Source organism: Xanthomonas fragariae (genome assembly GCF_017603965.1).
Lineage (GTDB): Bacteria > Pseudomonadota > Gammaproteobacteria > Xanthomonadales > Xanthomonadaceae > Xanthomonas > Xanthomonas fragariae_A.
Map to the genome: position 1 here is coordinate 640995 of NZ_CP071955.1, position 25666 is coordinate 666660.

Sequence of the window (25666 nt, forward strand, 5' to 3'; positions counted from 1 at the left end):
AGCTGTACTCACAGATTCTGGTAGTTCGGGCCCGAGCCACCCTCCGGCGTGACCCAGTTGATGATCTCGTAGGGGTCCTTGATGTCGCAGGTCTTGCAATGCACGCAGTTGGCGGCGTTGATCTGCAGGCGTTTGCCGGAGGGGCTGCTGGCGTCTGCGACCATTTCGTAAACGTTGGCCGGGCAGAAGCGGGTGCAGGGGTTGTCGTATTCGGCGACGCAGCGTGTGGCGCAGATCGTGGTGTCGAGAACCTGCAGATGTACGGGCTGGTCTTCGTCGTGTTCGGTGGCGGCGAAGTAGACCGCTTGCAGACGATCGCGTGGTGCGAGCTCGCGTTGTCCGTAGTCGCGCTTGGGCTGCTCGTAGTCGCCGATCTTGTGCAATGCCGACCAGTCGGGTTTGTTCTTCAGCGTCCATGGCGAGGCGCCCTTGAGCGCAGTTTCCCAGGCGGCGTTGAGCAGGCCGAACCACAGGCCTTTCTTGAAGCCTGGCTTGATGTTGCGTACCTGCTTCAGCTCGGCCATCGCATCTGACGCGCGCAGTTTCGCGTCGAAGCCTTGCGGCGCCAGCTGCGATTGCACCAGATGTTCGGCGGCCAGCATGCCGCTGCGGATCGCTTGGTGGGTGCCCTTGATCTTGGGAACGTTGAGCAGGCCTGCAGTGTCGCCGATCAGCAAGGCGCCGGGCATCTCCACTTTCGGCAGCGACTGCCAGCCGCCGGTGACGATTGCGCGTGCGCCGGCCGAGAGGATGCTGCCGCCTTCGAGCAGCGATTTGATCAGCGCATGGTTCTTCCATTGCTGGAAGGCTTCCCACGGCTGATATTGCGGGTCGCTGTAGTCCAGTCCGCTAACGTAGCCGAGCGCGATCTGGTTGCTGTCCAAGTGATACAGAAAGCTGCCGCCGTAGGTGCGGTTGTCGGCCGGCCAGCCAAGCGTGTGTACGATCTTGCCGGGGCTGACGCGGCCTTCGGGCACCTGCCACAGCTCCTTGATGCCGATCGAATAGCCCTGTGGGTCGGAGTCGGCAGTCAGGTCGAACCGCTTGAGCAGGCGCTTGGTCAGATGGCCGCGTGCGCCTTCGGCCAGCACGGTGACCCTGGTGCGGATGTCGATGCCGGCCGTATAGCCAGGTTTGTGCGATCCATCCTTGGCCACGCCCATGTCGCCGATGCGCACGCCCACCACCTGACCGCTGTCGTCATGCAACGTTTCGGCGGCGGCAAAGCCGGGGTAGATTTCCACGCCCAGAGCTTCGGCCTTTGGCGCGAGCCACGCGCACATCGCACCCAAGCTGACGATGAAGTTACCGTGGTTGCGCATGCCCGGTGGCACCACCGGGAACTTGCGTGCGCTGTCCTTGCCGAGAAACCAGAATTCGTCGTCGGTGGCCGCCACGCAGATCGGCGGCGGGTTGTCGCGCCAGCCCGGCAATAAGGCATCCAGCGGGCCGGGCTCGATCACTGCGCCGGAGAGGATATGCGCGCCGATGATGCTTGATTTTTCGATCACGCATACGCTGATGGTCGGATCTAGCTGCTTGAGCCGGATCGCAAAGGCCAGCCCGGCCGGGCCGGCGCCGACGGTGACGACGTCGTACTCCATCACGTCGCGCTCGACCTGCTCTGGCGCACGTGCGCCGACTCCTGCTTCCGACATTGTTCCGCTCCCGTTGGCTCGATGGCTGACAGGCATTTTCCGGGATTCGGTGTGATGGCGGCAAATCGCGGTGATTCATCCCTCTGCCATCGGCACGGCTGAGCGCGCGCGTGCTAGCGTTTCGGGCATGAAGATGCGCGTTGCACTGCCTGGGGCGGAGATCGGTTGGTGTCGCGGTTGGTTGCAGGGCGCGCAGGCCGATGCACTGATGCAGGTGTTGCTGGTGCAGGTGCAATGGGACGTGCACCGCATCCGCATCTTTGGACGGCTCGTGGATTCGCCGCGCTTGAGCAGCTGGATCGGCGATCCGCAGGCGAGCTATCGCTATTCGGGCACGCAGTTCGCGCCGCATCCGTGGCTGGAGGTTCTGCAGCCATTACGTAGGCGCCTGCAGGAGGAGACCGGGCATTGGTTCAACAGCGTGCTGGTCAATCGCTACCGTTGCGGCAGCGATGCCATGGGCTGGCATAGCGACGACGAGCCGGAGCTGGGGCCGCAACCGCTGATTGCGTCATTGAGCCTGGGCGCGATGCGCCGCTTCGCGTTCAAACATCGCGACGATGCTACGTTGAAGCAGACGTTGGAGTTGGGGCATGGCGATCTGTTGCTGATGGGCGGCGACACCCAGCGACATTACCGACATGCCTTGCCGCGCACCGCAAAGCCGATCGGCGAGCGCATCAATCTGACGTTTCGCCAGATTGCGCTGCGCTTCCCCGAGCGCTAGGTCGGCTCTTGCTGTTACAGCGAACGCGGCAAGCGTTCGCTGTCATGCTGCCCGGTGATCAAAGTCCAACCGACCAGCTCGGTCGTGACCTGCGTCATCGCCTGTTCGAACGCCGCCGCAACCGCAGCAATATCGCTGCCACTGGACGGGCGCGCGACCATGAAGGTGCGCGAGGCCACCACGCGCTGATCGGCGGCGTGCAGCAGTTTGGCGTTGAGTTCGATGGTAGCCGACGGCAGCGACTGGCCGGCATAGTCGGACTCGAAGCGGCGCAGGTCGATCGCCAGCCTGTAGTCCGAGCGAATGCCGATGCCGATGCGCGCGACCGCGGCGATTTTGCCGGAATCCTCGAACGCACGCACCACGCTGTCTTCCAGCATGTCGGTGGCCGGTTGTGCCCAGCCGGCGCCGTGATACACCTGCAACTCGCCCGGGGTCGGGCGCACATTGATGCGCGGGCTGTCGATAACGCGCGCCGAGCTGGGCTTGGAGACCGACAGCTGCCAGGTCACCTGCGGCCAGGCGGGATTCGGGGCGACCCGCACGTTGGGGGCGTAGATCGTGGCCGGTTTCTGGTCGCCGCCGGTCAGGGCCGAGCAGCCGCCCAGCGCCAGTAACCAGACGCACAAAAAGGGACGTAACAGGCGCATGGCAGTCATTTCGGTTCGAACTCCTTCGGTGCGTCGCGGCCGAGCAGGTAGCGCGCAGGGTTGTTGTCCAGTTTGTCGCTGACCCGGCGCAGGTCGCGGATCAGGCCGCGCAATTCGGTAAGCGTGGGGCCGAGCTGGCCTAGTCCGTCATTGGCAAAACTATTGATGGCCGCGCGGTTCTCGCCAAGGATGTTGTCGGCGTTGCCGGCTGCAGAATCCAGCTTGAACAACGTGGCATCGAGCTTCTCCAAGATGCCCGGCAGCTGCTGTACCAGATTCTGATCCAGCCGCTTGATGGTGCCGTTGGTGGTGGTCAGGGTGGTGTCAAGATTGCGCGCGGCATTGCGCGCGCTGACGATCAGCGCCTGCATGCCCTCGTCACGATCGGCGATGCCGCCGCTGATCTTTTCCAGGTTCTGCAAGGTGGCAGTGATGCTGGCGACGTTTTTGTCCGACAGCATCTGATCCATGCGCTCGACGATGCGGTTGGCGATGTCGGTGATGTTTTGCAGCGCCGACGGCGTGGTCTGGATGATCGGTGCATCGCTCTTGTCGAGGGTGGTCAGCGACGGTGCTTCGGGCGTGCCGCCGGAGAGCTGGATGATCGACGGGCCAGTCAGGCTGGTGATCGCCAGCTTGGCGCGGGTGTCGCTCTTGATCGGCGTGGTGGAGTTGACCCGCACATGCGCGACTACTTGACGCGGGTCGTTCGGCGCCAGCGTCAGCTCGGTGATCGAGCCGACCGCGATGCCGTTGTATTGCACGGGGCTACCGACCGACAGGCCGGTCACCGCCTCTCGAAATACCACCCGGTATTGTTGCCAGGTGCGGTCGGAGGAGTATTTGGCCGCCCAAAGACCGAACAGCAGCAGGGCCAGGCCCGCCACGATGGTGAAGGCGCCGATCAGCACGTAATTGGCTTTGGTTTCCATGCTCAGGCGGTCTCGGTGGAGTCGGTCTTGGCCGCGCGCGCGGCGCGCGCGCGCGGACCGTGGAAATATTCCTGGATCCAGGGGTGATCGATCTGTTCGACCTCGGCCAGCGGCGCGTTGGCGATGACCTTGCGATCGGCCAGCACCGCGATGCGGTCGCAGATGGCGTACAGCGTATCCAGGTCATGGGTGATTAAGAACACGGTCAGGCCCAGTGCCTGCTGCAAGGTCCGGATCAACCGGTCGAAGGCGGCTGCGCCGATCGGGTCCAGCCCGGCGGTTGGCTCGTCCAGGAACAGCAGCGGCGGGTCCAGCGCCAGCGCACGCGCCAGGCCCGCACGTTTGCGCATGCCGCCGGACAATTGCGACGGCAGCTTGTCCAGCGCGTCGGCCGGTAAGCCTGCCAGCTTGATCTTCAGCAGCGCCAGCTCGAAATGCCAGCGCTCCGGGAACTCGCCGTGATGTTCTTTCAGCGGCACCTGCACGTTCTCACCGACCGTCATCGACGAGAACAACGCGCCGTCCTGAAACAGCACGCCGGTGTTGCGGGTGATGTGCTGGCGGTCGGCGAAGCGGCCTGAGCGCGCATCCGCCCCCAGCACATGGATGCTGCCGGCTTCAGGCTCGCGCAGGCCCAGGATGCTGCGCATCAACACCGATTTGCCGGTGCCCGAGCCGCCGACTACGCCGAGGATCTCGCCATGGCGCACGTCCAGGTCCAGTTCTTCATGCACGGTCTGGCTGCCGAAGCGGTTGGTCAGCCCGCGCACGGAAATGGCCAGTTCGTCGTCGGTATCGATCTCGGGATGAGTGATTGGGGATTGGTGATGAGTCACAGCGCATTCCCCATATGTCGGGGCACGGTGCACGCGCCCGCTTTGGTTAATCTCACATTGCCAATGCCCAATCCCTCCCTCACCTCACCACCCCATCTTCATAAACCACAGCGCGGCGATCGCGTCGAGGATGATGACCAGGGAAATCGTCTGCACCACCGCCGAGGTGGTGCGCTCGCCGACCGACTGCGCGGTGCCACTGACCTTCAAACCTTCAAGGCAGCCGATCAGGCCGATCACCACCGCAAACAACGGTGCTTTCGACAAGCCGACCAGGAAATGCCGCAACTGGATGGTGTCGTCCATGCGCGCCAGATACATCTGCGGCGGAATATCCAGATCGAATGCGCCCACCGTCACGCCACCGGCCAGGCCGGCGATCATCGCGATGAATGTCAGCAGCGGAAGGGTCAGGATCAAGGCGAGCAAGCGCGGGATCACCAACAGGTCGATCGGGTCCAGGCCCAGGGTGCGGATCGCATCCACTTCCTCGCGCGATTTCATCGCACCGATTTGCGCAGTAAAGGCGCTGGCGGTTCGGCCGGCCAAGACAATTGCGGTCAGCAGCACGGCGAATTCGCGCAGGAAGGCGATGGAGACCAGTTCCACTACATAGATTTCCGCGCCGAAGTCGCGCAGGATGGTCGAACCAAGAAACGCGATCACCGCGCCAACCAGATACGACAGCAGCACCACCAGCGGCACCGCATCCAGGCCGACTTGCTCCATGTGGTGCACAGTGGAGGTTAGGCGGAAGCGGCGCGGCTCGTGGATCAGCCGCATGATCTTGACCAGGTTCTCGCCTAGGAAACTGTTCAGTTCCAGGATGTCCTTGCCCACCCCATGGGTGGCGCGGCCCAGGCGATCCAGTGCGGCGACAAAGCCGTAATCGCGCTTGGGCTTGGGGCGCTCGTCGTTGAGTTCCTCGATGGTGCATACCAGTGCTTGGTGCTCATCGCGGAAATGGATCGCGTCTTCCTTCAAGCCCATGCGGCTGGCGAAGCGCAGCAATTGCAGCACGCCGGCTGAATCCAGTTGCTTGATGCCACGCGCGTCGATGCGCCGGACGCCATCGGGCACGGCCTGCAGCAGCTCTGCCTGGGGCAGAGCGGTCGCAAGGACCCAACTGCCAGCGAGGCGGACCTGTGCGTGATCTTGCGAGTCTTGTTCGATGCGTGGAGGTTGCGGCTTGATCATTGGTGGCCTGTCCGTGGCTCCAGCATACAGCGGCTGGCGTAAGCGAATGTTGGGGGCGCTTCTCAGCCTGGGCCGTTGTACTGCCAATCGGAGCGCCGGCCGCGCGCGCGGCGGCATACACTGACAGTCTCGCCAGAAGGCATTTCTCCGATCCGACTCGCCACGCATGTCCGCTGCCACCATCGTCCTCCAGTCCGTCAGCGCTACCTACGCCCAGCGCGTCGCCTTTGTCTCGGAAATCGCCGGGCGCCTGCATTCCTATGGCACCACCTCGCAGCGTCTTGAGGCCGCGCTGATCGGCCTGTCGCAAAAGCTGGGTCTGGACTGTGAGCCTTGGTCCAATCCCACCGGCATTATTTTGAGCTTCAGCGACCCGACCAAGGTGATCGGCTCCAGCGACATCACCCGCGTGATCCGGCTGGCCCCGGGCGAAAACGACCTTTACAAGCTCAGCGTGGCCGATTACGTGGCCGACAGTGTGGCCAATGGGCGCATGAGCATCGCGCAGGGCCACACCGCGCTGCGGCGGTTGGACGGCGAGCCGGATCGACGCGGCAAGACCATGCAGGTACTGGCGTTCGGGCTGGCCGCAGCCGGCGTGGCCGGGTTGTGGAAGCTACCATGGCTGGATATCGCCACCGCCGGTGCGATCGGCATGTCGATCGGCTTGCTGACCCAATACACCGACAAGCGCGCGGCGACCAGAGAGGCTGGTGAAGCACTGGCCGGCTTGCTGGCCGGTGTGGTGGCAGCGGTGGTGGCCTCGCTGCTCGGGCCGCTGAACCTCAATACGGTGATCATCGCCTCGCTGGTGGTGCTGCTGCCGGGCATGTCGTTGACCAATGCGTTCAACGAGTTGGCCAGCCAGCATTGGGTGTCCGGCACTGCGCGTTTGGCCGGTGCGGTGACCACAGTGCTCAAGCTCACCGTCGGCGCGGTGATTGCGGTGACGCTGACCCAATTGGTAGGCCTGCATCCACAGGTGGCCGCGTTGCGACCTCAGGCCGGCTGGGTGGAATGGGCTTCGCTGCCAGTGGCCGCCTACGCGTTTGCGGTGTTGTTCAAAGCCAGTCGGCGCGATTATTTATGGGTAATGGCGGCGGCTATGTCCGGTTATGTCATTGCGCGTCATGCAGGATATGCTTGGGGTGGTCCGGCCGGTGTATTTGCCTCGGCCATGGCATTGACGGCTGCCGGGAATCTGTTCGGGCGGGTGGTGCACAAACCAGGTGCGCTGATCCGATTACCCGGCATCATCATGCTGGTTCCGGGTAGCGTCAGTCTGCGTGGCTTGTTGGCTCTGGTGCAACAACAAGATGTCAGCGTCGGAGAAAATGCGCTGTTGGCGGTCACCAATATTGTGATGGCGCTGATGGCCGGATTGCTGTTTGGCAATCTGCTGATTCCGGCCCGCAAGAATTTATGACGGGCAGAAACACAGCGCAATAAAGACGCCGGGATTGCCGGCGTTTTTATTGGTTTGAATCAAGCGGCCTTGGACTTCTTGGTGGCGCGCTTGGTGACGGCTTTCCGCAGCGAGGTCTTCTTTGCCGGTGCCTTCTTGGCGCCAGCCTTGATGATCAAAAAGTCTTCCACCTTCTTGCCGGCGGCGGTCAGCTCGGCCAGCCAGCGTGGCTGCTTGCCACGGCCGGTCCAGGCTTCCTGGGGATTGGCAGGGTTGCGATACTTCGGCGGAACCTTGCCCAGTTTGAGGCCAGCGCGAGGGCCCGGCTTGCTGGCAGCGGCCGGACGACCCGGGCCTGCACTGGCAGAAGCGCCAAACAACTCTTCAATGGAATAACCATGGGCTTTTGCAGCGCGGGTCAGCTGAGTGCGGACCTTGGCAATCGGGTCGCGCTTGGCAACCACGGTCTGCTGCTTCTTTGCATTCTTGATCAATGCAACCAACTGCTTGGCCGATAGGCCGCTAAGATCGATCGACATCACTACTCCGGAAGATGAGGGAAAAAGAATGCCGGTCCGTGGCACTGCTGACCATCATAATGTCAGAAAACCCGCGTGACAAATGCGCCGAAATAATTCGGCGTGTTGTGTTCATCCAATTGAAGCGGTTCCAGGCGGTTTGATCAACGGCCCAAGCGGGAGAATAACCCGGCCTTACCCAGGTTTTCTGTCGTATCGGCGGTACGGGCGCGATATTCAAATGTGCCGGCCGCCACTCCGCGTTCTGAGACGACCACCCGATGCGGAATGCCCAATAGTTCCATATCGGCAAACATGGCGCCTGGGCGCAGCCCGCGGTCGTCCAGCACCGCATCGATGCCGGCAGCGATCAATTCGTCCAGCAATGTCTGGGCCGCGGCAATCACCTGCGCGTCCTGCTTGGGATTGATTACGCACACCACCAGCTGCCACGGCGCCATCGGCGCAGGCCAGACAATGCCGGCGTCATCGTGGTTCTGTTCGATGGCCGCAGCCACGATGCGCGAAATACCGATGCCGTAGCAGCCCATCTTCATCACCGCGACCTTGCCGTTCTCGTCGATCACGGTGGCCTGCAGCGCCTGCGCGTACTGGCTGCCGAGCTGGAACACATGGCCTACTTCGATGCCGCGGGTCAAGCGCAGTTCGCCGCCATCGGCCGCGCGCTCGCCTTCGACCACGTTGCGCACATCGGCCACGGTTTCCGGTTCGGGCAGGTCACGGCCCCAGTTGACGCCAACCAGATGCGCGCCGGGCACATTGGCGCCAACCACGAAATCAGCCAACGCTGCGACATCGCGATCAGCGACCACGCGCACCGGGCGCGCGGTGTTCATCGGTCCCAGGAAGCCGGGCTCGCAACCCAGGTGCTCGCGGATTTCGGTTTCGTTGGCCAGGCGGTAGTCGGCCATGCCTGCGACCTTGCCTAGCTTGATCTCGTTGACTGCGTGATCGCCACGCACCAGCACCAGCACGAAGCCGGCCGCCGTCATCACCGCTACCGACTTGACGGTACGCTGCAGCGCGATGCCCAGCAACCGGGCGACGTCTTCGCAGGTTTTCTGGGTGGGGGTGTCGACCCGGCGCATCGCCTCGCCAGCCTCGGCCCGCGGGGCGGGCAGAGCGGCGCTGGCGGTTTCCACGTTGGCCGCGTAATCGGAGCCGGTGGAGAACGCTAGCGAGTCTTCGCCGGATTCGGCAATGACGTGGAATTCCTGCGAGGCGTCGCCGCCGATCGCGCCGGAGTCGGCCTGCACGGCGCGGAAGTCCAGCCCCAGGCGGGTAAAGATGCGGTGGTAGGCCGCCTTCATGTTGTCGTATTCGCGCGCCATATCCGCATCGGTAAGATGGAACGAATAGGCGTCCTTCATCAGGAACTCGCGCGCACGCATCACGCCGAAGCGCGGGCGGATCTCATCGCGGAACTTCGTCTGGATCTGATAGAAATTCCGCGGCAGCTGCTTGTAGCTGTTGATTTCCTGGCGCGCGAACTCGGCTGCGGCCTCTTCGGCGGTCGGGCTGTAGCAGAATTCCTGCTCCTTGCGGTCCTTGATCTTGAGCAGCTGCCCGCCGAACTTTTCCCAACGGTCGGTGGCGTCCCACAACTCGCGCGGCTGGATGGTGGGGAACAGCACTTCCAGCGCCCCGGCGCGGTTCATCTCCTCGCGCACGATGGCTTCGACCTTACGCAGCACACGCAGGCCCAACGGCGACCAGGTGTACAGCCCTGAGGCCAGCTTGCGGATCATGCCCGCGCGCAGCATCAGACGGTGGCTGACCAGCTCGGCATCGGCCGGGGTTTCCTTGGTGGTGTGCAGGTGGAACTGGGAAAGACGCATCTGGCTTCGCTTGAGCGGAAAGCTGCTAGTTTGCCAGTGTCGTGCCTTGCCGGTCATCGCCGACGGCGTTGCGCGGTCGCGGCAGGGCGGCAAGGGCCGGTGCGTGATCGGTCTGGCTAAGCGCACGAAGGAAGCTTTGAACAACTCGTCCATGCGCCTTCGATCAACAACCGTGGCGAACGCCGCGACGGGTTAAGAGCGGCTAACAACACGACTGCGCCGCTGTCTGGCGGGCGCGGCCGGTGCTCGGAATCGGCATGTACCACGCGTACACTTCGGTTCCTGCGCGCCGTCCGCACCCACCAGACGGTGGCTACGTGTTGTTCGCCGCTTCGGACTCAGGTGGCCGGGCCGCCGCCCGCTGCAGGCGTGCAATAGGCCTTGGCGGCAGCCTCGGCAAGATTGCGCTGGGCGGCTCGGGCCTCAGGGTTCAGCGGGGCGCCCGGATTGCCGTCGGTGCCGGCGCCCATGGTGACTTCGCCCTTGCCCCTGAGCAGTTCCAGGTTGCGGCGTGCGGTGAGGCAGTCGGCCGATTCGGGCGCCGCAGTCTCCGGCGTGGCTGCGGTGCCGGCGCGTGCGTCGATGCGGCGCGCTTCGTAACGCTGGCCTGTCGGCGGCGGGGTTTCGGTGTAGTGGGTCACGCCCTTGGCGTCTCTCCACTTATAGAGGTCGGTCGCGCCGGCGGCGGCGCTGACCAGCATCAACAGGGCGCAAACCCCGGACGACAACTGCATGTGGCTTCCCCTGGATGATTGCCCCGACAATTGCAGCATCCATGACCTGCCCTGGCAAGTGATATGGCGCTGTGGCACTGGAAGAATGAAGGGCGCGCTACCGCCGGACGGACCTCAGGCCCTACACTTGTCGCATGGATGAAATGAGACCGCCTCCGCGCTCGCGCACGATTTACCTGCTGCCGAACCTGTTCACCACCGCCGGGTTGTTTTCCGGTTTCTACGCCATCATTGCCGCCGCCAACGGGCAATTCGTCCAGGCGGCCATGGCGGTGTTCGTGGCTGCGGTGATGGACGGGCTGGACGGCCGGGTCGCGCGCCTGACCAATACCAGCAGCGAATTCGGCGTGCAGTACGACTCGCTGGCCGATCTGGTCAGCTTCGGCATGGCCCCGGCACTGGTGATGTACCACTGGTCGCTGTGGGCGCTGAAGTACGACAGCAATGTGATGGGCCGGGTCGGTTGGTCGGCTGCCTTTTTGTATGCGGCCTGCGCGGCGCTGCGGCTGGCGCGTTTCAACACCCAGGTGGGAGTGGTCGACAAGCGTTGGTTCATCGGCCTGGCCAGCCCGGCTGCGGCCGGCTTGATGATGGCGTTCGTGTGGGCATTTGCCGACGACAGCCTGGGTTTCGATGGAGCACAGCTGCGCTACCTGGCGTTGGCAATCACGGTGGTGTCTGCCTTGCTGATGGTCAGCCGGATCCGTTTCTGGAGCTTCAAGGGCGGCGCGCGTGGTCCGCGCGCCGATCGCGTGCCGTTTCTTGCACTGGCCGTCGCTACGGTGGTGATCGCGCTGCTGGTGATCGATCTGGCCCGTTCGTTGCTGGTAATCGGCATGCTATATGCGCTGTCCGGCCCGCTGATGTGGCTGTGGCGGCGCTGGCGGCGCACGCCCGAGTTGCCATGAGCGGGCTGTTATGAGCGATTGGTCATGAGTGAGATGGCGTCCGAGCCGATGTGGTCCGATTTGCAGGTGTCGTATCTGCAAGCCTTGGGGCATACCGTGTATTTGGATCGCGATGCGGTCGATGCCTTGCCTGCACCTGTGGATGTGGTCGACAGCGCACCCGTACCCGCACCTGCACGGCTGGAACGAGTACCGCACTCTGCGTCTGTCGCTGCCCCTGTCGTATGCCGCACGGTCCCGGCTGCGCGGGCCGGGGCGCCGCGTGCTGTCAATACGACACCGGCTGCTGCGCCACAGCGGCGCAGTCGTGTCGGCATGCCGGACCGTCTGCAGATGGCGTTGCTTCGTGCCTCTGGCTGCAATCCGGGCGACCCGGACACCCAAGCCTTGATGGCGTCCTGGCCGCTGGCCGATCTGCGTGGTAACCCGGCCGCCAAGCGCGCTCTATGGCCGCAGTTGCGTGCGCTGCGGCGCCGTCCGCATTCGGCGTGAGCGCATCGAACGTAACCCATCAGCCCACCTCACTGCGCGCACTGCGCGAGAGCGATCTGGATGTGGTGATGGAGATTGAGCATCGCGCCTATCCGTTTCCGTGGACGCGCAACATCTTTCGCGACTGTCTGCAGGCCGGCTATCCCGGCTGGGTGATGGAGCAGGACGGGCAGGTCATCGGCTATGGTGTGATCAGCATCGCCGCCGACGAGGCGCATGTGCTCAATGTCTGCATCGCACCGGAGGCCCAATCGCAAGGCCATGGTCGCGTGCTGTTGCGCGCGCTGATCAAGGGTGCCTGCGATCGCGGTGCACGGCGTGCGTTTCTGGAAGTGCGGCCATCCAATCCGTCGGCGATCGCGCTCTACCATTCCGAAGGCTTCAACGAAATCGGGCGGCGCCCGCGCTACTACCCGTCCAACACCGGGCGCGAGGATGCGTTGGTGATGGCGATCGAATTGTTCTTCGAAGGGTTTTCCTGAGCACAATCAGCATGTGCTGATGAGTGTGCTTTGGCGCGGTTGGTGCCATCTGTGCTTTGGTCTGCAATGGATCTCACCACAACGCGCGTATGCGCGGCGGCGCAGTAGTTTTGTTAGTCGCTCTTACAGCTTACTTTCGGTCGACAAAGTCCCTGCAGACGTCAAGGCAAAGGCTGGCGCAGTCAAGTTGTAAGCGTGGCTGCAAGTTGCAACGCTGCGATGACGGGAGCATCCTCGCACAAGAAATCGCACAACGCCTGCAGCCATGCAGGCGTTGTGCGATTGCCCAGTATCCTCATCGATGTCCCGATGTCCCGATGTCCCGATGTCCCGATGTCCCGATGTCCCGAGACATACGGTATGTACGCAACGCAGTGAATGTGCCGAACATCACGCCGCTTCGGGTCACTGCAGCAGAACGTAAGAACCCTGCAATCAATCTCAGAAGTCCACTAGGGTTGACTTTGGTTTGGTAGATCGCGCCCGTCATGGTGATCACGCTGAGTGCACAAGCAAGCCTATGACAACTCGCAACGTGGCGAGTGAACTTGAGGATGTCCGTGTGCATGGTTGCATGCAGTGCGTGAGCTGCGTCGATCGGACGATGGCGCGCCCGATCAGATTCTTCGGTCGGATCGGTTGTCCCTCCGAACACCGAGCGTGACCGCCAAGCGGCGCGCTCGAATGATCAACCGCTTCAGATCTTGGCGCGTTGCTCGCGCAAACCAGTCAACTGGGTGGTCCAGTCGTTCAAGCGCGCGCGTTCCTGTTCGACCACCACGGCCGGTGCGTTCTGCACGAAGGTGGCGTTGCCGAGTTTGCCGTTGCACTTGCCGATCTCGCCTTCCACGCGCTTGATTTCCTTGTCCAGTCGCGTGCGCTCGGCATCCATATCGACCAGGCCCTCCAGCGGCACCAGCAGCGTGAGCTCACCGACGATGGCGGCGGCCGACGGTGCGTCCTGGCCGGCCTCCAGCCAGTCGATCGCTTCGAGCTTGAGCAGGAACGATAGCTGCGAGGCGAAGCGGGCAACACGGGTGCGATCGTCGGCAGTGCCTGCCTGCAGCAGCAGGCGCACTTGCCTGGACGGCGGCACGTTCAATTCGCTGCGCACGCGGCGTAGCGCCGACACCATCGACTTTAACCATTCGACATCGGCTTCCGCCGTGGTGTAGCCACCGATGTCGATATCGCCTGCCTGTGGGAACGTCTGCAACGAGATCGTGGCGGCGTTGATGCCCAGGCGCGGGGCAACCTGCTGCCACAATTCTTCGGTGACGAAAGGAGTGAGCGGGTGCAGCAGACGTAGCAGCGCTTCGAGCGCGTAGAGCAGGGTGTGTCGGGTACTGGCTGCAGCGTCGATGTCATGACCATTGAGCGCAGGCTTTGCCAGTTCGACGAACCAGTCGCAAAACGCATTCCAGGCGAACTCGTACAGCGATTGCGCGAGCAGATCGAAGCGATAGCTGGCGTAGTGGGCATGCGTTTCTGCAGTGACCTTGTCCAGTCGTGTCAGGATCCACTTCTCCGCTTCGGTGCGCGGCTGCGGGACACCGACAAAGCGCGCGCCTTCGGTGTTCATCAGCACAAAGCGCGTGGCGTTCCATAGCTTGTTGCAGAAGTTCTTGTAGCCTTCGGCGCGGCCGAGATCGAACTTGATGTCGCGGCCGTGCGTGGCGAGCGCGGCGATGGTGAAGCGCAGCGCGTCCGCACCGTGCGCGATGATGCCGTCCGGGAATTCCTTGCGCGTGGCTTTTTCGATCTTCTCGGCCATGCGCGGCTGCATCAGCCCGCTGGTGCGCTTGGCGACCAGGTCTTCGATGCTGATGCCGTCGATGATGTCCAGCGGATCGAGCACGTTGCCCTTGGACTTGGACATCTTCTGGCCCTGCGCATCGCGGATCAGGCCGGTGATGTAGACATCGCGGAACGGCACCTGGCCGGTGAAGCTGTCGGTGGCCATGATCATGCGCGCCACCCAGAAGAAGATGATATCGAAGCCGGTGACCAGCACCGACGACGGCAGATAGCGCTCGAAACCACGCTCGGCCATCGCGTTCGCATCCGGCCAGCCCAGCGTGGAGAACGGCCACAGTTGCGAGGAAAACCAGGTTTCCAGCACGTCTTCTTCCCGGCGCAACGGGTAGCTTTCTGCGAGGCCGTTTTTCTCCCGCACTTCCTCAATGGACCGGCCAACGAAGATGCGATGCTCTAAATCGTCGTACCACGCTGGAATGCGATGGCCCCACCATAGCTGGCGGCTGATGCACCAATCCTGGATGTTCTCCATCCAGTGGCGATAGGTGTTGATCCAGTTCGGCGGCACGAACTGGATCTGGCCGCTTTCGACCAGCTCCAGCCCGCGCTTGGCCAGCGCGTCCATCTTCACGAACCATTGGTCGGTGAGATAGGGCTCGATCACTTGGCCGGTGCGGTCGCCGCGCGGTACCTGAAGTTTGTGAGGTTTTGTTTCAACTAGTAACGCTAGCTCTTCAAGATCGGCGAGCACTGCCTTTCGTGCGTCGTAACGATCCAATCCCGCGAATTTATCGAAGGAAACAATACTTTTGACTGGACTCAGTAGCTTTACGTTACCGCCCGGCTCTTGTTGATGGCTAGGATCAATGAAGCTGGAGTGTCCAAGAATTTTTGCATCAGTAGTAAGAATATTGATGGGTGATGCCATCTCATCTTGATGACGTTGCCAGACCGCGTAATCGTTGAAGTCATGCGCAGGCGTGACCTTGACCACGCCGGTGCCGAACGCGCGATCGACATAATCGTCGGTGATCACCGGCACGCGGCGGCCGGTCAGCGGCAGCACAATGCGCGCGCTGTGCAGCGTGGCGTAGCGTGGGTCTTCCGGATGCACCATCACCGCGGTATCGCCCAGCATGGTTTCCGGGCGCGTGGTGGCGACCACCAGATAATCGCGAGTTTCGCGCAGGGTCTCGACGCCGTCGGCATCGTGCTCGACGTGTTCGTAGCTCACGCCATCGGCCAGCGGATAGCGGATGGACCACAGAAAGCCGTCTTCTTCGACGTTTTCCACTTCCAGATCGGAGATGGCGGTCTTCAGCACCGGGTCCCAGTTGACCAAGCGCTGGCCGCGATAGATCAGGCCCTGCTCGTACCAGCGCACGAACGCTTCGTTGACCGCGGCCGACGGCTGCGGGTCCATGGTGAAGGTACTGCGCGACCAATCGCTGGAGGTGCCCAGACGGCGCATCTGGCGCTCGATGGTGTCGCCGGATTCTGCCTTCCACTCCCACACCTTGGCAATGAAGCCCTCGCGCCCTAGCGAATCGCGCGTGTCGCCATTGGCTCCCAGCGCCAGATTGCGCGACACCACCATCTCGGTGGCGATGCCCGCGTGGTCGGTGCCCACCTGCCACAGCGTGTCGAAGCCGCGCATGCGGTGATAACGCACCAACGCATCCATCAGCGTTTGTTGAAACGCGTGGCCCATGTGCAGTGTGCCGGTCACATTCGGCGGCGGCAGTAGCACCGTGTAGGGCTCACCCTCACCGGACGGCGCGAAATAACCGGCAGCCTCCCACTGAGCGTACAAGCGCGATTCGAAGGAAGAGGGTTCGTAGCTGGAGGCGAGTTGAGTCATGGTGGAACCGAAAGGAGGCCGGTAGTTGGTTTGGTTTGACCTTGCTGCCGTTAACGCTTTGACAGCGCTCATGTTTACAGCGGTGATGGGGTGTCGTAGATGTTGGTTCGCTTGTCAAGGGCCATTGCACTTTATATCTTCAATTAATTTACGTATCCCATCGCGGAACTTGCGGAAGCTTGGGGACTGATTGATTTCAATATCCATTTTTGGGCATATCTTTTCAGCCCAAGCATGCTTGATTTCGCCAGGCAACGGCCATCCCGCTTTGATGATGGTCGCGGATCCTCCAGGGTGGACTGCATCTGCCAATAGTTCCCAAGTTCCACAGATGCTGTCCTGTTGATAGCCTGAAAGGATATCTCTTCTTGCTCTTGGATACGCAGAAAAAATAGCTTGCTTGTCACCCAGAAACCAAGATTCCATCTCCTCGATTGCAAGACGAAAGATCGTTTTCGGCGCAGGATTGCAGCTTCTCAGCATAGCCTTCAGTTCGGACAGAAATGCAGCGCAATCGCGTTGATCGGTATCCAGAACGACGACGACCGCATCAATGCCTGGTGTCCTGCCGTAACCGCGAATTATTCTAGGCAGCTGGTTCAGTAATGCTCGCTTGGCAGGATCAGAAGAGCTTGAAAGGCCAGTGGGTAGTTTTCCAATTCCCTTATATTCATGAATGTGCCAAGTGTGTGGATCTGCATGCGTACCAATGACCTTCGGTAGCAGCATGCCAATCATTTTGGCCCCCGAGCTGTCTTCCACAAGAACTTCAATATGCATACTTATTTTGTATCCAAGTAGTCGCTATACCAAAGTCCGCCAAGGGGTAGTCCTTCTTCTACCAGATTGCGCACGAGTTCGATATCGGATGCCCGGCGAATGGCCGAAAACCCGTTTTTTCCTTTCTCAAGTATCCAAACTTCCTTTGGGGAAAGCGCATCGACAAAATAAGGTTGATGAGTAGTTACAAAGATCTGCGGCGCGTTCTTCTTTCCTGTTGCATGGCTGCGCAGTTCCCGTGCCAATGAGTCGAGTAGACGGTGGTAAAGGCCGTTTTCGGGCTCTTCGATGCAGATGAAGGGCGGTGGGTCAGGATCTTCCATCAATAACAGATATGCGAATATCTTAAGCGTGCCATCAGACATCTGGCCTGCATAAAATGGATCGTCGAATGCGCCATCGTTGAATTGAAGAAGTACCCGTTTGTCTTCGGTCACTGTTGTTTTGATGCTGTGCACACCAGGAATTTTGGCTGCGATGCGATCGAGGATGGTCTTGAAGCGTTCCTTGTGCTCGCGCTCCATGTACTGGACAACGTTTCCGATGTTGTCGCCGTGCATATCTAGATGTCGTTGAGCGCCGGCCGACGGCATTGAACGTGCAGCGTCTGGATGAAAATATGAAAGGTACCAGCCTTTCAGAAAATCACGGAAACGTTTGATGCGTGGATGCTCTTTCAGCGTACCGAGAGTTGCAATTCCCATTTGGCGCAGGTCAGTAAGTTCAACGTCTTCCTGTGCGCGATCTTCTTCGCCGCTGGACGTTTCGACTGCTTCTTCGCCAGCCCACACCTTTCCAACGCCATGATGCAGACGTAGGAAGGGATACGGTCGCCCATGCTTCTGCCCCTTGCGGCGTTGTTTGAGAACTTCTGATTCAACAAATGGCCTCCCGCTGCTGTCCAGGTTGATGGAAAGCTCATAGGTGATAGGGCGTTCGCCTATTGCTTCTCTATAGTAGATGTCGAAACGGATTGGTTCTTCAGTCCCTAACGAGCGCATACGTTCGAAACCACCGCGCTGCTTGTCATCACAAGCGGATTCAACGTCTTTTGAAAGGCAGTCCGCGACGAAACCGAAAGCATCGAATAATGTGCTTTTACCTACACCATTTTTGCCAATCACTACGGTGAAAGGAGTGAGCGGATCTCCTTGTTGCTCGGCAGAAAGCCGGCCAAGAGTGATGTCGCGCAGCGCGCGATAGTTGCGGACCCGGAAGCCTTCGATCAATGCCATTCCCTTTCCTTTCCTTACATGTCGTATTTCGTGAGTTCCAGGCCCCGGGCCTTGTACTGCTTCCAGCGTTCGCGCAGCGGTTCGCGGGCGGCGGGGTCGGCGGGGACGACTTCCAGCACGCGGTCGCAGGCGCCCAGGTAAGGGTCGTCGCGCAGGTTGATCACCAGCGGACGCGAGGGGGCGGTGAACTCGGGCGCGGCGATCAGCACCGGGGTCAGTTCGTCATCCTCATCGGTGCCGGCGATCTGGTGCGGCACATAGGCCTCGTCGTCGAACGCCCACAGCAAATCGTCCAATGCCTGCGCCTGCGCTGCGTCGCGCGCCAGGATCAACGTGGACAGATTGGCGTCGTTGGCCTTGCGCGCCAGCTCGCAGACCAGCCGCAGCGGTTCGTCGAGAAAGCGCGGTTTGGCGATCAGGTAGAAATCGGCACGGGGCATCAGGGCAGAAAATCGGGAGAGGGGAGTCGGGAATGGCCACAGTATCGCTGCGACCTCGAAGGTCGCGGCGATGCCTGAGAGAAGAGGGCTTTCACGATTCCCTATTCCCGATGCTCAATTCCCACCTGCGGCGCGATCCAGCAACCACTGCGTCAGCAAGCCCACCGGTCGTCCGGTCGCCATGCCGCGCTTGCCCTCGTCGCTGGCCACGCCAGCGATGTCCAGATGCGCCCAGCGCTGGTTTTCGGTGAAGCGCGACAGGAAGCAGCCGGCAGTGATCGCACCGCCCCAGCGGCCGCCGATGTTGTAGACGTCGGCGAACGTGGAATCCAGCAGGCCCTGGTACTCGTCCCACAGCGGCAGGCGCCAGGCGCGGTCGAACACGTGCTCGCCAGCGGCCAGCAGCTCATTGGCCAGGTCGTCGTGCTTGCTCATCAGGCCGGCGGTTTGGTGGCCGAGCGCCACCATGCAGGCGCCGGTGAGCGTGGCCACGTCCACCAGCGCTTCAGGGTTGAAGCGCTCGGCGTAGGTCAGCGCATCGCACAGGATCAGGCGACCTTCGGCGTCGGTATTGCCGACCTCGATGGTCTTGCCGGACATGCTGGTGATCACGTCCGACGGGCGGTAGGCATTGCCGTCGATGGCGTTTTCCACCGCCGGCACCACCACCACCAGATTGATCGGCAGCTCGGCCTTGACCGTGGCCACGAAGGTGCCGATGACGTTGGCGCCGCCGCACATGTCGTACTTCATTTCCTCGATGCCACCCTGCGTCTTGAGGTTGACGCCGCCGGTATCGAAGGTAATGCCCTTGCCGACCAGCACGTACGGGCGGGCGTCACCGCCGCCGTTCCACTTCAGCACGATCAGGCGCGGGCGGTTAGCCGAACCACGCGCCACCGACAGCAGCGAGCCCATGCCCAGTGCGTCCATCTGCGCCTCGTCCAGGATCTGCGCTTCGGCGCCGGGGAATTGGCCGGCGAACGCGGCGGCAGTCTCTGCCAGGTAGGCCGGGGTACAGTAGTTCGGCGGCAGGTTGCCCAGCTCGCGGGCGAACTCCACGCCCTCGGCGGTGGCCACGCCAACGGCCAATGCGCGGGCGTCGGCGCCGGCGATCGCCAGGCTGGTCAGGCCGGTCTCATCGACTTTTTTCTTGTCCAGCGTGGCGGTGTAGCGGTAGGCGGCGTGGTCGCTGACGATCACAGCCTGGCGGATGTTCCAGGCGGCATCGCGGGCTTTGACGGGGAGTTCGGTCAGGGTGAGCAGGGCAGTGCCGACCGCGCCGGTCTTCAGCGCACAGGTCGCATCGCCGATCGCCTTGAGGTAGGGCGCCACGCCAAATTTGCCGGCTTCGCCCAGGCCGACCACCAGCACGCGCGGGGCGGCCACGCCGGGCAGGTCGTGCAGCAGGGTGGTGCTGCCGGTCTTGCCGGCCACATCGCCGCGTGCCACCAATGCCGTCAAACGGCCCTGGCTGGCGCTGTCCAGCGCCTGGGCAGCAGGCGAAAGGGTCTTGTCGGCGAACACGCCAACTACGATGCAGTCGACGTGGGTGCTTGCCGGCGCGTCTTGGTTCAGGATGAATTGCAGGGCCATTGATCAGATTCCGTAGGCAAATCCGTACAATCGCGGGCTGTTTACGCCAACCGGACTAGGCTGGCGACGCCGCGAACGAATCCGAGAGTTTAAGACAAGCCCACCTCATGCCGAAGCTCGATCGATACCTGCTTAGCGATTTCACCCAGAGCTTCCTGGCCACCTTGATCGTGCTGCTGGTCGTCAGCGTGGGCGGTGTGCTGGTGGATATCCTCGGCAACATCGCCGATGGCCGCATCCCGGCACGCTTGCTGCTGTCCCAGGTTGGCCTGCAGTTCGTGGCCTATTTGCCCATCATCCTGCCGCTTGCGCTCATGCTCGGCCTGCTGCTGGCACTGGCGCGCCTGTACCGCGATTCAGAAATGCCCGTCATAACCGCCATCGGCGTTGGCCCGCGGCGCATGTTGCGGCCAATGTTGATGCTGGTGGTGCCAGTCGTGGTGGTGATCGGGCTGTGCTCGCTGTGGCTGGGTCCCTGGGCCAACCGTACCGCCGAGACGATGCTGGAAGACGCCAACCGCAGCGTGCTGATGGCCGGCCTGGAGTCGGGCAAGTTCACGCCGCTGTCCGGTGGCGGGGTGGTCTACCTGGCGACGATTTCCGCCGACGGCAAGGGCCTGGGCAAGGTCTTCATGCAGCGCCAGAAGGACGACCGCATCGATGTGGTCACCGCCGATCGCGGCGCGATGTTCTTCGAAGGCAAGACCGACCGTTTCCTGCGCCTGGAGGACGGCTACCGCATCGAAGGCCCGGCTGCCGGCGACACCCTGGACTACCGGCTGATGAAGTTCGCCAGCAACGATGTGGCCTTACCTGATCGCACCCGCGGACACGACGCCAACGATCCGGAAGTGATGTGGACGACACAGTTGCTCTCCGACGAGCGCCCGGCCGCGCGTGCGCAGCTGCATGAGCGCCTGGCGCCGCCGCTGCTGGCGCTGGCGTTCGCGCTGCTGACCCTGCCGTTGTCGCGCAGCGCGCCGCGCCAGCAGCGCTACGGTCGGATCATGGTGGCCTTCCTGGCCTACATGGTCGGCACCAATCTGATGATCGTCGGTACTCAGTGGATCGCCAACGGCAAGACCCCTGCTGCGCTGGGTCTGTGGTGGCTGACGCTGCCACTGCTGGCGGTGGCGATCTGGGCGTATGCGCGCGATGGCCGCGTGCGTCGGCCGAGGGCAGGCGCATGAGGCTGATGCCGCGAGTACACGATGTGTACGTCGGCCGCGTGGTGTTGTTCACCGTGCTGCTGACCTGGTCGGTATTGCTGGGCCTGGACCTGGTCAACGCCTTCGCCAGCGAGGCCAAGAACATCGGCCAGGGCAGCTATAGCTTCGGTCATGCGGTGGCTTACGTGGCCTACACCGTGCCGCGCCGGGCCTATACCTTGTTTCCCACGGCCGCAGTGATCGGCGCGCTAATGGGCCTGGGCCAGTTGGCAGCGACGTCCGAATTGACCGCCTTGCGCGCACTGGGCGTGTCGCGCAAGCGCATGTCAGCTTCGGTAGTTGCGGCGATGGCGCTGCTGACCGTCGGCATGGTGATCAGTGGCGAGACTGTGGGCCCCTGGGCGCAAAACCAGGCCGACACGCTGAAAACCACCGCCCGCTACAACAGCAATATGGCGGCGTCGCGCTATTCCGGCCTGTGGGCGCGAGAGGGCGACACCTTCCTCAATGCGCTGAGCGGCGAAGAAAAGCTGCTCGACGGCGGCGGCACCGCGTTGGATCTGCACGATGTGCGGTTGTACCACCTCGATCCAGGCGGCCGTCTGCAGCAGCTGACCTATGCGGCCGTTGCCGAGCACCGCAGTGGCACTTGGACGCTGCGGAACGTGCGCCGCGATACCTTCCAGGAACGCTCGGTGCAGCGCGAAACCTTCCCTGAGCTACCGTGGCAATCGCAGCTGAGCCCGGCAGCGCTGGCAGCCGGCCTGGCCAAGCCGCGTAATCTGTCCGCGCACGATCTGGAACAGAGCATCGAATACCGTCGCCGCAATGGGCTGGATGCGCGCGATTACGAGGATCAGTACTGGAGCCGCTGGTTTTATCCGCTCAACGTGCTGGCATTGTGCATGGCGGCGATCCCGTTCTCCTTCGGGTCGCTGCGCAGCGGCGGGCTGGGTAAGCGCCTGTTCCTTGGCATCCTGTTCGCGCTCGGGTTCTGGCTGCTGCAGCTGTTCTTCGGCCGCATGGCCGGCGCGCTCAAGCTCGATTACCGCATCGCCTACGCGCTGCCGCCGATGGTGATGATGGGCGTGTCGGCGTGGTTGTTCCGGCGGCGCAGTAGCTAGAGCGACTAACAACACGACTGCGCGGCCACTATGCGGTTGCGGCCGGTGCCCGGAATCCACATGTACCATGACTCGTACAACTCCGGCTCCTCCGCGCCGTCCGCACCCACCTGACGAGCGCTCGCTACGTGTTGTTAGCTGCTTTTACGCGCGATCCGCGTTGCAGATGCAGCTTGTGGCGATAGCTATCGCATCGCGTGATTGCCGCTTAGGTCTTCGGTTTGGGAATTCTCCGCAACTGCGTCCCACTGGCTCGGTCGTGCCACGCCAGTCCACCGCGATCCACCCAGGCCCACCAGAACCCTGCGCCTGCCAAGGCCAGCGACAAAGTGCCGACCGCGTAGCGTATCCACAGCGTGCGCCATGAAGCTTGCGGGCCGATCAACGACAACCGCCACGGGCGCATGCCCAGGGTCTGGCCGCCGTGGCGCCAGCTCAAGGTGGCATACACGCCGGCGGCGATCCAGCAGCACAGCCACAGCAGCCATTGCCAGCCGCTGAAAGGGGCGATGTTCTGGCGTGCCGGGTGCCCGGCAAGCGTGAAGGCCAGCGTGAAGGCGGCGGAAATCAACATCGATAGCGCCAGCACCGGCCAAACGTCGTAGCACATGGCCAGCAGTCGCCAGCCCACCAGGGCAGGAGCGCGTACAACGCAAGGCGAGGGGAGCGAGGTCATGTCGCCAGCATAGCGGGCGCGAACGATCGAGCAACGCAGCGCTGCGGCAGCGGCGAGTCCCACATGGGGTGGCTACCTCGAAGTACGAGCGTCTATCAAACGCCTGCGCTAGCGCCCAGACGATATGGCCAGCGCTCGTGCGGCATGCGTCTATTCCGGCAACGGCGATTCAGTCTTCCGATCATCGACTGACCGGAGAGACGACAAGTGATGGTCTCGTCATCACGTTCCGAGCGCGAGCTTCGCCCTATAGCTGTATGACCGTTCGTTACGCTTGTTAGCCGCTCAAGGTAGAACGGTTGGCTGGGTATCGAGGCAAGCCGCATGGCTGGCAAGCAACGCATTTGATCCAACGTGAGCGCCATGTTCTATGCTGGTGCGATGTCTGCCAGCAGTCCCGCCGAACGCCGTCAGATTGTCCAACAACTGCCACCAGTGCAGGCAGCCGATGCCGCCACCATCGAGCGCTTTGTCGACCGTTTCTGGGCCGAGCAAGGCGTGGCGCGGCAGACCTTGGACAGTTATCGGCGCGACCTGGAAGGGCTGGCGCGCTGGCGCGACGGTGCCGGCGGCGGGTTGCTCGGCCTTGATCGTGCGACGTTGTTCGATTATCTGCGCTGGCGCTCGCAGGCTCATTACTCCCCGCGCAGCACTGCCCGGCTGCTGTCGACCTTGCGCGCGTTCTACGGACTGTGTCTGCGCGACGGGGTGCGCAGCGACGATCCGACCGCGCTGATCGATCCGCCCCACTTGCCGCGTTCGCTGCCCAAAGCACTGACCGAAAGCCAGATCGAGGCGCTGTTGGCGGCGCCCGACATCGGCACCCCGCTGGGCCTGCGCGACCGCGCCATGCTGGAGTTGATGTATGCCGCCGGCCTGCGCGTCAGCGAACTGGTCAATCTGCCGGCGGTGGGGGTCAACCTGCGTCAAGGCGTGCTGCGGGTGATCGGCAAGGGCAGCAAGGATCGGCTGGTGCCGCTAGGCGAGGAATCCCAGCATTGGCTCGAGCGTTATTTACGCGATGCGCGCGCACTGCTGGCCGAGCACAAGCCGGTGGCGCCGGTGGACGGGCAGGTGCCGCTGTTCATCGATGCCACGCGTAGGCCGCTCAGCCGTCAGAGGTTCTGGGCATTGGTCAAACGCTACGCAGCCGTGGCCGGCATCGACCCGGCCACCGTCAGCCCGCACGGGCTGCGCCACAGCTTCGCCACCCATCTGCTCAATCACGGCGCCGATCTGCGCGCGCTGCAGATGCTGCTCGGTCACAGTTCGCTGTCGACCACCCAGATCTACACGCTGGTGGCGCGGCAACACCTGCAGAAGCTGCACGCCACGCATCATCCGCGCGGGTAACGGCCGGGGATCCTTGCGACATTCCGCTTGCCTAGCCACGCCTGCGCTGCCGGGCGCAACCAACCCAGCTTCTGACAACCGAGCGAACTGTCACGGCCGCTGCCTGGCTTCATCCGCGCTGTGCGAGAATCCGTGCACCCCATTCCATCCGGATGCGTGAATGTATCGTCTTGCCATCGCCGCGCTGCTGGGCGCAATCAGCCTTACCGCCTGCGCGCAATCGTCGCAAACTGCGGCAAGCAATGCCGGCGCCGCGCCTGCTACAGCCACCGGCAGCGTGGATCAGCGCGTGAGCACGGCGCTCAAGGCGCTGGACCCTGACTCCAAGCCCGATTACATCGGCGCCGCACCGTTTCCCGGCTTCCGCGAAGTGGTCGTTGGTGGGCAGGTGCTGTACGTCAGCGACAACGGCCGTTACCTGATTCAGGCGCAGCCGTTCGATATCCAGAACAAGCAGTTCGCTGCCAGCCCCGGCCTTCTGGCCTATCGGCGCAAGCAGCTGGAGACTGTTCCCAAGGCCGACCGCATCGTGTTCGCGCCGGCAAATCCCAAGTACACCGTGACGGTGTTTACCGATGTGGAGTGCGGCTACTGCCGCAAGCTGCATAGCGAGATCGGCGAACTCAACAAGCATGGGATTGCGGTGGAATATCTGGCATTTCCGCGCATGGGCCTGGGCAGCCAGGACCACAAGGAGATGATCGCGGTGTGGTGTGCTGCCGACCGTAAGCAAGCGCTGACGGCTGCCAAGTCCGGGCAGCCGGTGAATTCCAGGGACTGTAAGAATCCGGTGTCGATGGAGTACACCTTGGGCCAGCGTTTGGGCGTCAACGGCACCCCGGCGATCTTTGCGCCGGACGGCACCCAGCTTGGTGGCTATCTGCCGCCGGCGCAGCTGCGTGAGGCGTTGGAAAAGCGCGCCGTGACCACGGCGGGCGGCAGCCGCTGATCCACGAAAAAGCGGTTGGAAAAAGCGGTTGTCTAATGCCGCTTTGGCGCTGGCCGCTTCGACGGTCGGTGTGATTGCCCAGAAGGCCGGGGTGCGCATGCATTCGGGCCTTTTGCATGTATTGCAGGGCAGGCGGGTGGCATCGATTGTTCGGGTAAGAGCGGCTAACAAAACGTAGCGAGCAGTCGTCAGGTGGGTGCTCACGACGCGGAGGAACCGGAGTGTACTCGTGGTACATGCCGATTCCGAGCACCGGCCGCGCCCGCCTGACGGCGGCGCAGTCGTTTTGTTAGCCGCTCTAAGTGCACGGCTGCGTATCGGCCGTGA

At 62.7% G+C, this 25666-nt stretch carries 23 protein-coding genes and 3 other RNA genes; 11 read left to right on the forward strand and 15 right to left on the reverse strand.

Translation table 11 applies throughout. From position 1 onward, the window contains the following. Nucleotides 1-8 precede the first annotated feature (8 nt). Nucleotides 9-1658, reverse strand: coding sequence for an electron transfer flavoprotein-ubiquinone oxidoreductase (locus tag J5I97_RS03035; protein WP_208588977.1), 1650 nt, complete (start codon nt 1656-1658; stop codon nt 9-11). A gap of 127 nt (nt 1659-1785) precedes the next feature. On the opposite strand from J5I97_RS03035, the gene J5I97_RS03040 reads away from it, so the two are divergent. Then, complete coding sequence (locus tag J5I97_RS03040) at nt 1786-2385, forward strand: alpha-ketoglutarate-dependent dioxygenase AlkB family protein (protein WP_208588978.1); 600 nt, start codon at nt 1786-1788, stop codon at nt 2383-2385. A gap of 14 nt (nt 2386-2399) precedes the next feature. Here J5I97_RS03040 and J5I97_RS03045 read toward each other — a convergent pair whose 3' ends face one another. The 4 genes from J5I97_RS03045 to J5I97_RS03060 all read right to left on the reverse strand — a co-directional run bounded on the left by J5I97_RS03045 (nt 2400) and on the right by J5I97_RS03060 (nt 6117). Beyond that, nucleotides 2400-3044, reverse strand: a complete 645-nt coding sequence (locus J5I97_RS03045) for an ABC-type transport auxiliary lipoprotein family protein (RefSeq protein ID WP_208588980.1) — start codon at nt 3042-3044, stop codon at nt 2400-2402. Continuing rightward, nucleotides 3041-3967 (reverse strand): MlaD family protein, encoded by a 927-nt coding sequence (locus J5I97_RS03050; RefSeq protein WP_208588982.1) that lies wholly within the window; start codon nt 3965-3967, stop codon nt 3041-3043. The genes J5I97_RS03045 and J5I97_RS03050 overlap by 4 nt, the downstream gene beginning before the upstream one ends. Nucleotides 3968-3969: 2 nt before the next feature. Next, nucleotides 3970-4803: an ABC transporter ATP-binding protein gene (locus tag J5I97_RS03055; RefSeq protein ID WP_208588983.1), complete on the reverse strand. Its 834-nt coding sequence runs from the start codon at nt 4801-4803 to the stop codon at nt 3970-3972. 84 nt (nt 4804-4887) lie between these two features. Next, the gene (locus tag J5I97_RS03060; RefSeq protein ID WP_371885815.1) at nt 4888-6117 is read right to left on the reverse strand and encodes an MlaE family ABC transporter permease; all 1230 of its coding nucleotides are present in this window, start codon (nt 6115-6117) and stop codon (nt 4888-4890) included. Between the two features lie 49 nt (nt 6118-6166). On the opposite strand from J5I97_RS03060, the gene J5I97_RS03065 reads away from it, so the two are divergent. Beyond that, the gene (locus tag J5I97_RS03065; protein ID WP_208588985.1) at nt 6167-7426 is read left to right on the forward strand and encodes a threonine/serine ThrE exporter family protein; all 1260 of its coding nucleotides are present in this window, start codon (nt 6167-6169) and stop codon (nt 7424-7426) included. Nucleotides 7427-7485: 59 nt separating this feature from the next. Here the strand turns inward: J5I97_RS03065 and J5I97_RS03070 are convergent, their stop codons facing one another. Then, nucleotides 7486-7944: an H-NS family nucleoid-associated regulatory protein gene (locus tag J5I97_RS03070; protein ID WP_208588989.1), complete on the reverse strand. Its 459-nt coding sequence runs from the start codon at nt 7942-7944 to the stop codon at nt 7486-7488. A 143-nt stretch (nt 7945-8087) separates the two neighbouring features. After that, nucleotides 8088-9782, reverse strand: a complete 1695-nt coding sequence (locus J5I97_RS03075) for a proline--tRNA ligase (protein WP_208588990.1) — start codon at nt 9780-9782, stop codon at nt 8088-8090. Between the two features lie 257 nt (nt 9783-10039). Here J5I97_RS03075 and J5I97_RS03080 point away from each other — a divergent pair. Beyond that, a non-coding RNA gene (locus J5I97_RS03080) (sX9 sRNA) lies at nt 10040-10111 on the forward strand. A gap of 9 nt (nt 10112-10120) precedes the next feature. Here J5I97_RS03080 and J5I97_RS03085 read toward each other — a convergent pair. Beyond that, complete coding sequence (locus J5I97_RS03085) at nt 10121-10516, reverse strand: DUF4124 domain-containing protein (RefSeq protein ID WP_208588992.1); 396 nt, start codon at nt 10514-10516, stop codon at nt 10121-10123. A 134-nt stretch (nt 10517-10650) separates the two neighbouring features. Between J5I97_RS03085 and pssA the strand changes: the two genes are divergently transcribed. The 3 genes from pssA to rimI are packed head-to-tail and all read left to right on the forward strand — an operon-like array spanning nt 10651 to nt 12398. After that, nucleotides 10651-11424, forward strand: coding sequence for a CDP-diacylglycerol--serine O-phosphatidyltransferase (gene pssA / locus J5I97_RS03090; RefSeq protein ID WP_208588994.1), 774 nt, complete (start codon nt 10651-10653; stop codon nt 11422-11424). Nucleotides 11425-11448: 24 nt separating this feature from the next. Further along, on the forward strand, nt 11449-11916 hold the full coding sequence (locus J5I97_RS03095; RefSeq protein ID WP_208588996.1) for an alanine acetyltransferase: 468 nt from the start codon (nt 11449-11451) through the stop codon (nt 11914-11916). Beyond that, nucleotides 11913-12398 (forward strand): ribosomal protein S18-alanine N-acetyltransferase, encoded by a 486-nt coding sequence (gene rimI / locus J5I97_RS03100; protein ID WP_208588999.1) that lies wholly within the window; start codon nt 11913-11915, stop codon nt 12396-12398. The genes J5I97_RS03095 and rimI overlap by 4 nt, the downstream gene beginning before the upstream one ends. Nucleotides 12399-13095: 697 nt before the next feature. Here the strand turns inward: rimI and J5I97_RS03105 are convergent. The 5 genes from J5I97_RS03105 to J5I97_RS03125 form a co-directional block, all read right to left on the reverse strand. Next, complete coding sequence (locus J5I97_RS03105; RefSeq protein ID WP_208589000.1) at nt 13096-16017, reverse strand: valine--tRNA ligase; 2922 nt, start codon at nt 16015-16017, stop codon at nt 13096-13098. 114 nt (nt 16018-16131) lie between these two features. Beyond that, complete coding sequence (locus J5I97_RS03110) at nt 16132-16797, reverse strand: DUF4276 family protein (RefSeq protein ID WP_238135627.1); 666 nt, start codon at nt 16795-16797, stop codon at nt 16132-16134. Nucleotides 16798-16799: 2 nt separating this feature from the next. After that, a complete protein-coding gene (locus J5I97_RS03115) occupies nt 16800-18032 on the reverse strand; it encodes an AAA family ATPase (RefSeq protein ID WP_208589002.1) in 1233 nt (410 codons plus the stop codon). A gap of 14 nt (nt 18033-18046) precedes the next feature. Then, nucleotides 18047-18472: a DNA polymerase III subunit chi gene (locus J5I97_RS03120; protein ID WP_208589004.1), complete on the reverse strand. Its 426-nt coding sequence runs from the start codon at nt 18470-18472 to the stop codon at nt 18047-18049. A gap of 114 nt (nt 18473-18586) precedes the next feature. Beyond that, entirely contained in the window at nt 18587-20068 is a 1482-nt protein-coding gene (locus J5I97_RS03125) for a leucyl aminopeptidase (RefSeq protein ID WP_208589006.1), read from the reverse strand. Between the two features lie 107 nt (nt 20069-20175). Between J5I97_RS03125 and lptF the strand changes: the two genes are divergently transcribed. The 3 genes from lptF to J5I97_RS03140 all read left to right on the forward strand — a co-directional run bounded on the left by lptF (nt 20176) and on the right by J5I97_RS03140 (nt 22501). Beyond that, nucleotides 20176-21258 carry an LPS export ABC transporter permease LptF gene (lptF, locus tag J5I97_RS03130; protein ID WP_208589008.1) on the forward strand — a complete coding sequence of 361 codons (1083 nt, stop codon included), beginning with the start codon at nt 20176-20178 and terminating at the stop codon, nt 21256-21258. Beyond that, complete coding sequence (gene lptG, locus J5I97_RS03135) at nt 21255-22361, forward strand: LPS export ABC transporter permease LptG (RefSeq protein WP_208589009.1); 1107 nt, start codon at nt 21255-21257, stop codon at nt 22359-22361. The genes lptF and lptG overlap by 4 nt, the downstream gene beginning before the upstream one ends. A 60-nt stretch (nt 22362-22421) precedes the next feature. After that, nucleotides 22422-22501, forward strand: a non-coding RNA gene (locus J5I97_RS03140) — sX9 sRNA. 68 nt (nt 22502-22569) lie between these two features. Here J5I97_RS03140 and J5I97_RS03145 read toward each other — a convergent pair. After that, nucleotides 22570-23037, reverse strand: coding sequence for an RDD family protein (locus J5I97_RS03145; protein WP_208589012.1), 468 nt, complete (start codon nt 23035-23037; stop codon nt 22570-22572). A 363-nt stretch (nt 23038-23400) separates the two neighbouring features. Here J5I97_RS03145 and xerD point away from each other — a divergent pair, with 363 nt between their 5' ends. Together xerD and J5I97_RS03155 are read left to right on the forward strand one after the other, a co-directional pair. Next, entirely contained in the window at nt 23401-24390 is a 990-nt protein-coding gene (gene xerD, locus J5I97_RS03150; protein ID WP_345776696.1) for a site-specific tyrosine recombinase XerD, read from the forward strand. 160 nt (nt 24391-24550) lie between these two features. Continuing rightward, entirely contained in the window at nt 24551-25339 is a 789-nt protein-coding gene (locus J5I97_RS03155) for a DsbC family protein (protein WP_208589015.1), read from the forward strand. 162 nt (nt 25340-25501) lie between these two features. On the opposite strand, the gene J5I97_RS03160 is transcribed toward J5I97_RS03155, so the two are convergent. Continuing rightward, a non-coding RNA gene (locus tag J5I97_RS03160) (sX9 sRNA) lies at nt 25502-25577 on the reverse strand. Between the last annotated feature and the right edge of the window lie 89 nt (nt 25578-25666).

What these genes read in the sequence shown, in the direction of transcription:
- J5I97_RS03035 (WP_208588977.1), bottom strand. Translation starts at nt 1,658, where the DNA reads ATGTCGGAAGCAGGAGTCGGCGCACGTGCGCCAGAGCAGGTCGAGCGC.
- J5I97_RS03040 (WP_208588978.1), top strand. Translation starts at nt 1,786, where the DNA reads ATGAAGATGCGCGTTGCACTGCCTGGGGCGGAGATCGGTTGGTGTCGC.
- J5I97_RS03045 (WP_208588980.1), bottom strand. Translation starts at nt 3,044, where the DNA reads ATGACTGCCATGCGCCTGTTACGTCCCTTTTTGTGCGTCTGGTTACTG.
- J5I97_RS03050 (WP_208588982.1), bottom strand. Translation starts at nt 3,967, where the DNA reads ATGGAAACCAAAGCCAATTACGTGCTGATCGGCGCCTTCACCATCGTG.
- J5I97_RS03060 (WP_371885815.1), bottom strand. Translation starts at nt 6,117, where the DNA reads ATGCCGCCGCGCGCGCGGCCGGCGCTCCGATTGGCAGTACAACGGCCC.
- J5I97_RS03065 (WP_208588985.1), top strand. Translation starts at nt 6,167, where the DNA reads ATGTCCGCTGCCACCATCGTCCTCCAGTCCGTCAGCGCTACCTACGCC.
- J5I97_RS03070 (WP_208588989.1), bottom strand. Translation starts at nt 7,944, where the DNA reads ATGTCGATCGATCTTAGCGGCCTATCGGCCAAGCAGTTGGTTGCATTG.
- J5I97_RS03075 (WP_208588990.1), bottom strand. Translation starts at nt 9,782, where the DNA reads ATGCGTCTTTCCCAGTTCCACCTGCACACCACCAAGGAAACCCCGGCC.
- J5I97_RS03085 (WP_208588992.1), bottom strand. Translation starts at nt 10,516, where the DNA reads ATGCAGTTGTCGTCCGGGGTTTGCGCCCTGTTGATGCTGGTCAGCGCC.
- pssA (WP_208588994.1), top strand. Translation starts at nt 10,651, where the DNA reads ATGGATGAAATGAGACCGCCTCCGCGCTCGCGCACGATTTACCTGCTG.
- J5I97_RS03095 (WP_208588996.1), top strand. Translation starts at nt 11,449, where the DNA reads ATGAGTGAGATGGCGTCCGAGCCGATGTGGTCCGATTTGCAGGTGTCG.
- J5I97_RS03105 (WP_208589000.1), bottom strand. Translation starts at nt 16,017, where the DNA reads ATGACTCAACTCGCCTCCAGCTACGAACCCTCTTCCTTCGAATCGCGC.
- J5I97_RS03110 (WP_238135627.1), bottom strand. Translation starts at nt 16,797, where the DNA reads ATGCATATTGAAGTTCTTGTGGAAGACAGCTCGGGGGCCAAAATGATT.
- J5I97_RS03115 (WP_208589002.1), bottom strand. Translation starts at nt 18,032, where the DNA reads ATGGCATTGATCGAAGGCTTCCGGGTCCGCAACTATCGCGCGCTGCGC.
- J5I97_RS03120 (WP_208589004.1), bottom strand. Translation starts at nt 18,472, where the DNA reads ATGCCCCGTGCCGATTTCTACCTGATCGCCAAACCGCGCTTTCTCGAC.
- J5I97_RS03125 (WP_208589006.1), bottom strand. Translation starts at nt 20,068, where the DNA reads ATGGCCCTGCAATTCATCCTGAACCAAGACGCGCCGGCAAGCACCCAC.
- lptF (WP_208589008.1), top strand. Translation starts at nt 20,176, where the DNA reads ATGCCGAAGCTCGATCGATACCTGCTTAGCGATTTCACCCAGAGCTTC.
- lptG (WP_208589009.1), top strand. Translation starts at nt 21,255, where the DNA reads ATGAGGCTGATGCCGCGAGTACACGATGTGTACGTCGGCCGCGTGGTG.
- J5I97_RS03145 (WP_208589012.1), bottom strand. Translation starts at nt 23,037, where the DNA reads ATGACCTCGCTCCCCTCGCCTTGCGTTGTACGCGCTCCTGCCCTGGTG.
- xerD (WP_345776696.1), top strand. Translation starts at nt 23,401, where the DNA reads ATGTTCTATGCTGGTGCGATGTCTGCCAGCAGTCCCGCCGAACGCCGT.
- J5I97_RS03155 (WP_208589015.1), top strand. Translation starts at nt 24,551, where the DNA reads ATGTATCGTCTTGCCATCGCCGCGCTGCTGGGCGCAATCAGCCTTACC.